The 11,752-nt window shown below is 56.6% G+C and carries 8 protein-coding genes; 4 read left to right on the top strand and 4 right to left on the bottom strand.

Going from position 1 to position 11,752, the window contains the following annotated elements; translation table 11 throughout:
* The 4 genes from FCH32_RS00265 (at nt 1) to csiE (ending at nt 4,848) form a co-directional block, all read left to right on the top strand.
* On the top strand, nt 1-954 hold the full coding sequence (locus tag FCH32_RS00265) for an ABC transporter permease (protein WP_096756157.1): 954 nt from the start codon (nt 1-3) through the stop codon (nt 952-954).
* Between the two features lie 17 nt (nt 955-971).
* Nucleotides 972-2,609 (top strand): FGGY-family carbohydrate kinase, encoded by a 1,638-nt coding sequence (locus FCH32_RS00260; protein WP_174360300.1) that lies wholly within the window; start codon nt 972-974, stop codon nt 2,607-2,609.
* Complete coding sequence (locus FCH32_RS00255) at nt 2,606-3,205, top strand: KpsF/GutQ family sugar-phosphate isomerase (RefSeq protein WP_115257774.1); 600 nt, start codon at nt 2,606-2,608, stop codon at nt 3,203-3,205. The genes FCH32_RS00260 and FCH32_RS00255 overlap by 4 nt, the downstream gene beginning before the upstream one ends.
* 365 nt (nt 3,206-3,570) lie before the next feature.
* Nucleotides 3,571-4,848, top strand: a complete 1,278-nt coding sequence (gene csiE / locus FCH32_RS00250) for a stationary phase inducible protein CsiE (protein ID WP_174360299.1) — start codon at nt 3,571-3,573, stop codon at nt 4,846-4,848.
* On the opposite strand, the gene FCH32_RS00245 is transcribed toward csiE, so the two are convergent.
* The 4 genes from FCH32_RS00245 to FCH32_RS00230 form a co-directional block, all read right to left on the bottom strand.
* Entirely contained in the window at nt 4,843-5,991 is a 1,149-nt protein-coding gene (locus FCH32_RS00245; protein ID WP_117343501.1) for a 3-phenylpropionate MFS transporter, read from the bottom strand. The genes csiE and FCH32_RS00245 overlap by 6 nt on opposite strands.
* An 88-nt stretch (nt 5,992-6,079) precedes the next feature.
* A complete protein-coding gene (locus tag FCH32_RS00240; RefSeq protein ID WP_174360298.1) occupies nt 6,080-6,922 on the bottom strand; it encodes an aldose 1-epimerase in 843 nt (280 codons plus the stop codon).
* The gene (locus FCH32_RS00235; RefSeq protein ID WP_146717283.1) at nt 6,922-8,361 is read right to left on the bottom strand and encodes a sugar porter family MFS transporter; all 1,440 of its coding nucleotides are present in this window, start codon (nt 8,359-8,361) and stop codon (nt 6,922-6,924) included. The genes FCH32_RS00240 and FCH32_RS00235 overlap by 1 nt, the downstream gene beginning before the upstream one ends.
* 72 nt (nt 8,362-8,433) lie before the next feature.
* On the bottom strand, nt 8,434-11,700 hold the full coding sequence (locus FCH32_RS00230; RefSeq protein WP_174360297.1) for a DUF5107 domain-containing protein: 3,267 nt from the start codon (nt 11,698-11,700) through the stop codon (nt 8,434-8,436).
* Nucleotides 11,701-11,752 lie beyond the last annotated feature (52 nt).

Below are 11,752 nucleotides of genomic sequence, written 5' to 3'. Positions count from 1 at the left end.
ATGAAAACAATCGCCAGATTTTTACCCGGTGATGCCATCATTCGTCTGCAATGCATCATTATTGTGGTCGTCGCGCTGGTCTTCTCGGCCCTGCTTGGCAGCCGTTTTTTCAGCGTGGCTAACTTCCAGTCCATCAGCTCACAGCTACCGATCCTCGGCATGCTGGCGCTGGGAATGGGCATGACCATGCTGACCGGCGGCATTAACCTGTCCATTATTGCCGGAGCTAACGCCTGCTCGCTGGTAATGGCGGCAATCATTGTCGCCCATCCAGATAACCCTCTGTTCCTGGTCATCGCCCTGCTGGCGGGAGCTGCCGTGGCGGTAGCCATTGGTACGCTGAATGGCGCGCTGATCGCCTGGGTCGGCGTGTCGCCGATCCTCGCCACGCTCGGCACCATGACGCTTATCTCCGGGCTGAATATTCTGCTCTCTAACGGCACGGTCATTTCCGGCTTCCCGACCGCTATTCAATACCTGGGTAACGGCACGATTGCCGGTATCCCCGTGGCGCTACTGCTCTTTTTCCTCGTGGCCATCCTGCTGTGGGTATTGCTGGAACACACCACACTTGGGCGCAGCCTGTATCTCGTCGGGTCCAACGAACAGGCAACCCGCTACAGCGGCGTGAATACGGTACGGGTACAGATCTCCGTGTACGTCATTTCGGCCCTGCTCGGCTGGGTAGCCGCCATCCTGATGATGGCGAAATTTAACTCGGCAAAAGCCGGATACGGCGAATCCTATCTGCTGGTCACCATCCTCGCCTCGGTGCTGGGTGGCATCAACCCGGATGGCGGCTTCGGGCGTATTATCGGCCTGGTGCTGGCGCTCATTGTGCTGCAAATGCTGGAAAGCGGCCTTAACTTGCTGGGGGTCAGTAGCTATCTGACGATGGCGCTGTGGGGCGCGGTGCTGATCCTCTTTATCGCATTACAGAATCGTAAAGCCTGATTCCAGGAGAAAAAATTATGGCAAGTTACTTTATTGGTGTGGATGTCGGAACCGGTAGCGCCCGTGCAGGCGTGTTTGATCTCAACGGCAGAATGGTCGGTCAGGCCAGCCGGGCGATTGAGATTTACCGTCCGCAGGCCGATTTCGTTGAGCAATCCTCAGATAACATCTGGCAGGCAGTGTGTAACGCGGTTCGTGATGCGATTAACCAGTCAGATATCAACCCGATTCAGGTGAAAGGTCTGGGCTTCGACGCCACCTGCTCGCTGGTGGTGCTCGATAAAGAAGGTAAACCGCTGACCATCAGCCCTTCCGGGCGCAGCGAGCAAAACATTATTGTGTGGATGGATCACCGCGCCATTACTCAAGCCGAGCGCATTAACGCCCTGCATCATCGAGTGCTGGACTACGTCGGCGGGATTATCTCACCGGAAATGCAAACGCCAAAACTGCTGTGGCTGAAGCAGCATATGCCCAACACCTGGGCCAATGCAGGCTACTACTTTGACCTGCCGGATTTCCTCACCTGGCGCGCGACAGGCGACGACACGCGCTCGCTGTGCTCGACAGTGTGTAAATGGACCTATATGGGTCATGAGGACAAATGGGATGCCAGCTATTTCCGCCAGATTGGGCTGGAAGACTTGCTGGAGCACGATGCCGCTAAAATTGGCCGCGACGTGAAAACGATGGGGGAACCGCTCGGTCATGGCCTTTCTGCACGGGCCGCCGGCGAAATGGGTCTGATCCCAGGGACCGCGGTCAGCGTGTCGATTATCGATGCCCACGCCGGAACGCTGGGCACCCTCGGTGCCAGCGGTGTGACCGGCGAGGTGGCTGATTTTGACCGCCGCGTCGCGCTGATTGGCGGCACGTCCACCGGTCATATGGCAATTTCTAAAGAGCCGCGCTTTATCAGCGGCGTCTGGGGTCCTTACTACTCCGCCGTCCTGCCGCAATACTGGCTCAACGAAGGCGGACAGTCGGCCACCGGCGCGTTAATCGACCACGTTATTCAGTCACACCCGTGCTACGACACGTTGCTGGCGCAGGCAAAATCACAGGGGCAGACCATTTACGAAGTGCTGAATGCGCTGCTGCGTAAAATGGCCGGCGAACCGGAAGATATCGCGTTTCTGACCCGCGATATGCACATTCTGCCCTATTTCCACGGTAACCGTTCCCCGCGCGCCAACCCTACGCTCACCGGTGCAATTACCGGCTTGAAGCTGTCCCGGACGCCGGAAGATATGGCGCTGCAGTATCTGGCGACCATTCAGGCCATTGCGCTGGGGACGCGGCATATTATCGAAACGATGAACCAAAGCGGGTATACCATCGATACCATTATGGCCAGCGGCGGCGGCACGAAAAACCCAATTTTCGTGCAGGAACATGCCAACGCCACCGGCTGTGCGATGCTGCTACCGGAAGAAAGTGAAGCCATGCTGCTGGGCAGCGCCATGATGGGAACCCTCGCCGCAGGTGTGTTCGATACCTTCCCGGAAGCGATGTCAGCGATGAGCCGCATTGGTAAAACGGTCACCCCGCAAACCAACCGTATTAAGCAGTACTACGATCGCAAATACCGGGTTTTCCACGAGATGTACCAGGACCATATGAAATACCGCCAGTTAATGCAGGAGGACGCATGAGTGATTCATGGTCCCAGGCAACCGGCGTATGGCAGCTCTACAGTGAGGCTCTGGCGGGATTGGGCCAGCATCTGACAGAGCAGACCTGGCAGTCTTTAATGACCGAACTGCGCGACTGCACAGGAAAAATTGTCGTCACCGGCGTCGGTACGTCCGGCATTGCCGCACGGAAAGTGGCGCATATGCTGGCCTGCGTCGAACGCCCGGCAATTTACCTCAATGCCACCGACGCCGCTCATGGCGACCTGGGTTTTTTACGCGCAGACGATCGGGTAATTATGTTGTCGCGCGGAGGGAATTCAGATGAGCTTACCCGACTGCTGCCGGGACTGGCTGCGAGGAACGTGCCGATAATTAGCGTGACGGAAAACCCAAACTCCGCCATCGCCAGCGCCTCCCGGCTGGTGATTTCCACCGGCGTACAGCGCGAGGCCGATCCGCTGGACATGCTGGCGACCACCTCCATTATTCTGGTCCTGGCGATATTTGATGCCGCCTGCGCCTGTCTGATGAGCGAGAGTGGCTACTCAAAGGAAACGCTGTTAGCCGTGCATCCTGGCGGCGATGTGGGATTAACGCTGAGCCGTGGGCAGTAACGCCTGACAGCTGTTCCGGAGGTAATGGATCTGTTGCCTCCGGTATATTGCTACGTTCACCTTATGTTTTTCACTTATCTGAAATGATAGTACCCGTGAACGTGACCCTGAGCCGGAATCACATGTTCTCCATAATGCTTAACTGACAAACAGTACAGCCACTGGTAGTGTTTTTTTATATTGCAACAAAAGATAAAACAGTGAAAAAACGTGTTAACGCGCTGCGTTTAACTCCCGCCCACTGTTCCTCGCGTTAAAAATTCTGTGACGGTCTCCAGCATTCCTGGCGGAAAGGATTCCATTCTTCATTTCTATGAGCAAACTTTAGCTATTCTTACCAAACATACTTTCGGGAGACTCTACAGATGATGTCAACGCTTGCCCCGCCATCTGTACTTTCTGCTCCCCAGCGCCGCTGCCATGTGCTGCTGACGCTGTTCCAGCCGGGGCAAATCGCGACCACCCAGACATTTAGCGCCCTCAATGGCGTCGAAGACGATGTGGTCCGCGAGGATATCATCGGCGCGGGGATTGAAATCCAGCGCTATCATCGTCTTACTATCATTGCCACGCAGAATGGTGGCTACCAGATCGAAGGTTCGGCACTCAATCAACGATTGTGCTTTCTGCACTGGCTACGACGCGGCCTGCGGCTGTGCCCGGGCTTTATCACCGGGCAGTTCACACCAGCGTTAAAAATGCAGCTCAAACAACGCGGCATCGCCCGCACGCTGTATGACGACACCAATCTGCATGCGCTCATCAACCTCTGTTCCCGGCGGCTGCAAAAGCCGTTTGAATGCCGGGATGTCCAGTTTCTGCGCCTGTTTTTACAGTACAGCCTGCTGCAACATCACGCCGGGCTCCACCCGGAGTTTAACCCGCTACAACAGCGCTGGGCGCAATCCTGCGCCGAGTATGCGCTCGCCGAAGAAATCGGTCGTCACTGGCAGCGTCGTGTGATGCAAAGTGCGCCACCGGGCGAGTCGCTGTTTATGGCGCTGCTGTTCTCGATGATCCGCATCCCCGATCCCATTCGCGATAACCATCAGCAGGACCGCCGTCTGCGTCTGGCCATTGCCCGACTGGTGCTACGTTTTCGCGAGAGCGGCAACGTCCGCTTCAGCGACGAACAAGGATTGAACGACCAGTTGTACGTGCATCTTGCTCAGGCGTTGAACCGTAGCGTGTTCGCGATTGGCATTGATAACACCCTGCCGGAGGAGTTCAGTCGGCTCTATCCCCGGCTGGTGCGCACCACGCGAGAAGCGCTCAAGGGATTTGAAGCGGAATACGAGGTGCATTTTTCTGAAGAAGAAACGGGGCTGGTCGCCGTCATTTTTGGCGCATGGCTGATGCAGGAAAAAGATCTGCACGAGAAGCAAATCATTCTGCTGACGGGCAATAATGAACGACTGGAGACGCATATTGAGCAGCAATTACGTGAGCTGACCCTGCTGCCGCTGAACGTAAAACATATGCCGATGCAGGACTTTCAGAAACAGGGCTCGCCGCGTGGCGTGGCGCTGATTATTACCCCGTACACCACGCCGCTACCGCTGTTTTCACCGCCGTTGATTCATGCGGATCTGTCGCTTACGCTGCATCAGCAGCAGCAGATCCGCAAAATCCTCGAATCATAACACCGGTGATTGCGCCGTCACTTTAGGCCGCAAGACGATGGCGGGTAGCGCCACCAGCGCCATAACCCAGAATACACCGCTGCCCATATTCTGGTACAGGTAACCAGCGAACACGGTCATGATGGCAATACTGCCGCCCATCGCAATGGCGGAATAGACCGCCTGCAAACGAATCACTTCGCTGCTCTGGCGTGCGGCAATGTAGCGCATGGCCGCCAGGTGACACACGGTAAACGTACCGCAATGCAGGATTTGCACCACGATAAGCCACGGCAGCTCGGTGCTCCAGCCCATCAAACCCCAGCGCACCACGCCACACACGGCGGAGAGCAGCAACAGATCGCGGGCGCTAAAGCGGCGGAACAGCTTGTGGCTGAGTGCGAAGATAATCACTTCCGCGACCACACCCAGTGACCATAAATAGCCCACCGCTGACGCCGAATATCCGGCAGACTGCCAGTAAATAGCGCTGAAACCATAATAGGCTGCGTGCGCCCCTTGCAGAAGGCTCACGCAGGCAAGAAAGCGCCAGCTCTGCATAATCAGCTGACGCCATGCTGGCCATCCGGTACTCTCCTGCTGGCGAACTTCTCCCGCAGGCTGCACGCTCGGGCGGATCATCATACCCAGCAGCATTGACGCCAACGCCAGTGACAGCAGCACCAGGATCACCCGATAGTCATACAGGGTCACCAGCTTACCGGTCAGCGCCGAGCCAATCACAAAGGCCACAGACCCCCACAACCGCACCCGGCCATAATCCATGGTGATTTGCTTTTGCCAGGTATTCGCCAGCGCATCCGTCAGCGGCACCAGCGGCGAGAAGAACAGGTTAAACCCGACCATCACCACCATCAGCCACGCCACGTGCGTCCCCGCCCAGAAGGCCAGCGCAAACACCAGCGTCAGCAGCGCTAAAATGCGTAAAGCGGAAATCAGACGAGAGGGATCGCTCACGCGCGGCGCAATGAGCAAACTACCGAGAAAACGTGCAATTAACCCCGCGCCTAACAGCAGGCCGATGGTTTCAGGCGTCAGCCCCAACCCTTCGAGCCACACGCTCCAGAAAGGCAGAAAAATCCCGTAGCTAAAAAAGTAGGTGAAATAACCGAGCGCCAGCCAGCGCGTGGAGTGCAAAACCATGATTCCCTCCCGTTTGGAGGCGATAGTCTGGCGATAAACCCCGGCTGGCGCAAGCGAGTATTAACAGGCAGATAACATGATAATTGCCCTATTCTACGCGAATTTGCAGCGCAAAATGGCACTGTTCTCCCTGCGCTAAAAGGCGTAATCCCGGCTGGCCCGGCATGTGGTGGGCATTCACCGGATGCGTCTGCGGTTCGAGGCAAAGGAACTCCTCACCCGACATTCTGAACAGCATAAGCCACGGAGTTTGCGCCAGAATCGTGAGCTTCATCACATCGCGTTGAATGACCGCCTGCCCGCCCCAGCCGGAATACCCCACGTTCAGCCAGGCGTCCTCGCCATACTGTGCGCGAGTAAAATCAGCCGCTGGTGGGATATCGTGCTGCCAGGGTAACGGCAGGTGTTGCTCCCCCTCCGGCCAGTAGCCGCTGACCGAAAACTGCGCCGTACTGCGCGCATCAAAGGCAAAAAACGGATGGAAGCCACAGCCGTACAACATCGGTTGTTCACCGCTGTGGGTGAGGGTCAACGAGGCATGCAGGCTGGACGCTTCCAGTTGATAGCACAGCTGCGCCGTATAGTCGTAACCGCACGGATGCCAGCCGCGTAAGCGCAGCAAACAGCCGCTTTGAGTCGCATTAACCACCTCCCAGCGCCGCAGCCAGCCGTCACCGTGTAAGAAGAATTTATCGTCCGCCTCATGCTGCGGCAAAACCACCTCTTCCCCCCGCAGTAGAAAGCGATTACCTGCCACCCGGTTAGCCAGCGGTAACATGGGGAACAGGCCGCAATCCCCCGGTTGTTTCCCCTGGCCCTCACGTAAAACCGGTTGTTGATGTTGTAACGACACCAGACTCAACAGCGACCCGCCCTGAGGGTCAACGCACATCCGCAGATGTGCGTTTTGTAGCATCAAAAGGTTGTCCATTACCGGGCGCTACGTGGTTGGGCCGAAGGGCTGGCTTTACTATGCTGCGCCGCCAGCTGTTCTTCCAGCGCTTCCAGGGTGACGCCCTTGGTTTCCGGCACATGGCGCAGAACGTAAACATAACCCATGGCACAAATCACACCGTACAGCAGGAAGCTCCCAGCCGCACCCAGGCTGGCATTGAGCAGCGGGAAGGTGTAGGTCAGCAGGAAACAGGCAATCCACAGTGCCAGCGTACCCAGCGACATCGCCAGACCACGCACGCGGTTAGGGAAAATTTCCGACAGAAGCACCCAGGTCACCGGGGCCAGCGTCAGGGCGTAAATAGCGATTGCCGCCAACACCAGTACCAACACCGGCCATCCCATAATGCCCAAGCCGTAGGCACTGGCGATCAGCACATAGATAACGGTCAGCCCCGATGCGCCAAACAGCATCAGTTTGCGACGGCCAATTTTGTCCACCAGCGGCAGAGCGGCAAGGGTGAAGACCAGATTAATGATCCCCGTCGCCACGATCGATTTTAACGTACCGTTGATATCGAACCCGGCGGAGGCAAAGATCTCCTGCGCATAGTTGAAGATCACGTTGATTCCACACCACTGCTGGAATACGGCCAGCACCATACCAATAATCACGATCGGTTTGATCTGCGGTTGCAGCAGCGTAGACCAGGCGACCTTGTGATTATCTTTTTGCAGCGTGTGTTCAATCTCCTTCAGGGTTTGCTCTGCATACGCTGTACTGCCAATCCGTTGCAGCATGGCGCGTGCGCGCTCAGGTTTCCCGGCCTTCACCAACCAACGCGGAGATTCCGGCACAAAGAACATCAGTACAAGAAACGCCAGAGCGGGGACTAACTCGGCACCGAACATCCAGCGCCAGCCCGTCTGACCGTTCCAGCTTTCCACAATCGCCTGCTGGGTCGCGCCAGTGGCAACGGGTTCAGCAATCATCAGATTGATAAGCTGCGCCGCCAGCACGCCAATCACGATGGTCAGTTGGTTAACGGCAACAAAACGACCGCGCTTTTCAGCCGGGCTGACTTCAGCGATGTACAGTGGACTCAGCGCCGACGCCAGACCAATCCCCACCCCGCCGACGATACGATAGACAATAAACATATCGAAATTGCTGGCAACGGCGGTGCCCCAGGCAGAGGCACTGAAGAGTATCGCAGAGAGGATCAGCGGCATTTTTCGACCAAACTTGTCGGCACACCAGCCGGAGATCAGCGCACCAAAAATACAGCCGACCAGCGCCGAGCTCATCGCCCAGCCGGACTGCGCCGGATCGGTAATCGAGAAATACGCTTCATAGAAGGGTTTTGCCCCACCAATCACTACCCAGTCATAGCCAAACAGTAAACCACCGCAGGCCGCAACCAGGCAGATAGTCCAGACATAGCCAATCTTTAAATGTGTCTGCGCGTTATTCATTATCATTCCTCTTTCAGGGAAACGCAGGGAACAGAAGGTTTCAGGTGGGGTTGCCCCCACCCGATCAGGGTGTTACTGGAAAAGCGATATGTTGATGGCGTGACGCAGCAGCAAGGCTTTGTCGTGCGCCGGATGACGTTGCAATAGCGCATCAAGGTCATGCTGGCAGGCTGGCAGATTGCCCAGCCCCAGGTGCCCAAGCGCGTTGATGAACAGACAGTGTTGCTGATGTTTCTCGTGTGCAGAGGTATCCAACACCACTAAATCAGGCAGCGATACGGCAAAGAAATCGACGTCCGGTACCTGGTCATGCTGCGTATCAACCCACTGCAGGAAGCTGTGGAACAGCGTGTCCGCTTGCGCGGTGTCCCCCATCGCTTTCAACGCCATGCCTTGCCAGAACAGATAGTCCACCGGCTGGTCGTTGTAATAACGTCCGGCGTCAAGCGAACTACCGCCCCGCGTTGCCCGCACAAAATAGCGCTGGGCCTCGTCATGGTGTCCCTGCTGCTGTGCGCAATATCCCAGCAAATACCAGATGTCGTTATCCGTTTGTCCGGGTAAACGTCCTTCGCCGAGGTTCTGCGGGTAGTGCAGCGCCTGTTGCAGCAAGACGATGGCAGCCGGGAAATCGTTGATGTGAACAGCGGCCAGTGCCCGATGCAGTTGATTGAGCAGATACTGCCCGGTGGCTTTGCCTTCACCGCCTTCCCACGGGTGGAACACGCGTTCGTTGAGCACGGCCGCCGCGGCATCATAGTGACCCACGCCATTCCATAAACTGAGCAGTTCTACCGTCAGGTCATCACGATGGAAAACCACCTCCTTGCTGGCTTCCAGCCTTGCCAAACGCTGTTTAGCCGGTTGTGCCAGAAGTTTATTGAGATAGTCGAGCTCAAACAGGAAGCGCGCATTTTTCGGCTCCAGCGCCACGGCCTGCGACAGATAACGCTCTGCCAGTTGAGCATCATGCTGCTTGTTCCAGGCATAAATCCCCAGCAATCGGTGTACCGGGGCAAAATCCGGCTCCTGCTCAAGCGTGAATTGCCAGCAGGAGACCGCCTCGTCATAACGTCGTTTGCTATACCAGAAACAGCCGAGCAAATAGCGGGCAAACGCGCTATGCGCCAGCGTTTGTAGCATCTGCACTTCATCCAGCGTATTGGGGAATCGCACACGGTTTTGCAGACACTCGCGAGCGCGCATGATGAAAGACTGAGGGTTATCACTGAGTGAAGCCCGCCACAACATCGGCAGCGTTTCCTGGCTGTCGAGCAGTTCCAGCACATCGCGCGCCGCATCTTGCTGCCCCAAAGAAGTCAGCCAACCCGCCAGCTCGCAGGCATTGGTACCACGTCGCCCGGTAACGGACAGCAGTGCGGCGGCTGAATCTTCGTCCTGGCCGATAGCCCAGCGCGCATAGTGCAGGGTGTAACTCAGCGGATAGTCAGCCAGCTGCTGGCGAATATATTCCAGCGCCTGCTCGCTGCGATCAAGCTTCGCCAGCACCAACGCTTTCAGCCCCATCGCCAGGTTATTACTGCCGTTGAAACGCAGACTCTGATCGACCTTCTCCAGCGCACCAGCATAGTCTGCACGCTTCATCGCCAGACGAGCCAGCGACCAGAAGGCGGCATCGCGACAGTTACCGCTCCAGCTTGCCTTGTAGTAACTCTCCCACGCACCGTCATTATCACCCTGACGTTCCAGAGCGGCGGCCAGCAGCATGCTCGCCTCGCCATCACGCGGATTTTTATTGAGTTTATGCGCGCGTTCAAGCGCCGCACGCGCACAGTGCTCGGCCAATGCCCAGTCCGCCCGGTTTAGCGCCAGCGTTCCCAGCGCCACATTATTGCGGTAATCCAGCGGATCAACCTCCAGCGCGCGGCGATAATAATCCTCTGCATAACGGCTGGCGTGATTGTATTGTTCCAGATGCTGACCAATAAAATAGAGTTCATCGGTATTGGACAGCGCCTCTGGCAGTGCCGGCGCAACGGCGGCCGAAGGCAGCGGTAATTCTTCGGCAATGTGCTCTTCGTATTGCAGCAGCGACGAGCCATCCGCGCGGGTCACGGCCATGGTCACCCGCTCGTGACCGCTATCGGACACCTCAGCCAGCCAGCTTTTCCCCGGCTCAAGGGTCAGAATCTGTTCATAAAACGGTTTCCCATCAGCAGAAAGCGTAACCAACACGTCGTGCAGCGGCGCAATAGCGTAAACGCCAACAGAGAGCTGGCCATTGTCACGCACCAGACGCAGCGCCAGTTGAGTGCTGGCGTTTTGCACCATACCGAGTTCGCTGTAGGGCAGGAAGTTTTGTACGAAGACTTTCTCTTCGTACGGCGCAAGCCAGGTAAAGTCCGGCTGATTATCAGTAAAGACCCCGGTCATCAGTTCAATATACGGCCCGTTGTCATCGGTCAGGTTGCGATCCCAGGCGACGCCAAACTCACCGTATCCCCAGGTCCACTGTTTTTTCCCTGGCGAAACGTGGTGATCGGCGACATGCAGCAGTCCGCCGCGTTCGCCATGGTGCCACGCGCCGACAAAGTCATAGTTCGATTTTTCAGCCATATAGGAGGTCGGAACCGGCACGTTTTTGTAGCGTGAGATATCCACGCCCGCGGAGTAATCCACTTTGTAATAAGTGCCGGTCGCTATCGGGAACGCGGAAACATCACGCTTACCATGGTCAAAAACGGCAGTCACATCCGGCGGGAACACGCTCTGATGATCGTCCCCGCCCTTCACCGCAGGATTCGCCCACCATAAGAAATGGCGCGGAGTGGCATTACCGTTAAACACTTTTCCGGTTATCTCAATCAGGGCGCGATCCGGATACAGCGTGAATCCTGTCATCACCTGCAAGCCACGCATCGGCTCAACTTCACCCATCCACACCGTGTATTCGCCCTGCTCGCCCTGCTGTTGAGTAAAATCAACCGGCATAAAGGTGGTGGGACGGTGATGCTGAGGCCAGTTAAACTCAATGCCGCCGGAGATCCACGGCCCGAGCAGGCCCACCAGCGCAGGTTTGACGACTTCGTTGTAGTAGACGAAATCGCGCTGTTGTACTTTGTCATAGGCGCGATGAATACGCCCCCCCAACTCCGGCAGCAGCATGATGCGAATGAAGTCATTCTCCATCCACACCGCTTTGTAGTCGCGCATTTCACGCTTGCCGGTTAGCGTATCAATCACGCCATAGGGATACACCGCACCAGAAGATCCCTGATAAACCCGTTTCTCAAGGAACATTGGGTTAACGTCTTCCTCGCCTGCCGTCCACGTTGGGAGGGTGATCGTTTCCTGCCAGACCTTCACTGAACCGTACATGCCGCTCTCCACTCAATAAACAAAAGTAAAAATTTAACTTGAGGCTATTCTG

Source organism: Citrobacter gillenii, assembly GCF_013337685.1.
Taxonomy (GTDB): domain Bacteria; phylum Pseudomonadota; class Gammaproteobacteria; order Enterobacterales; family Enterobacteriaceae; genus Citrobacter; species Citrobacter gillenii.
This window is presented reverse-complemented; position numbering and strand designations above follow the sequence as displayed.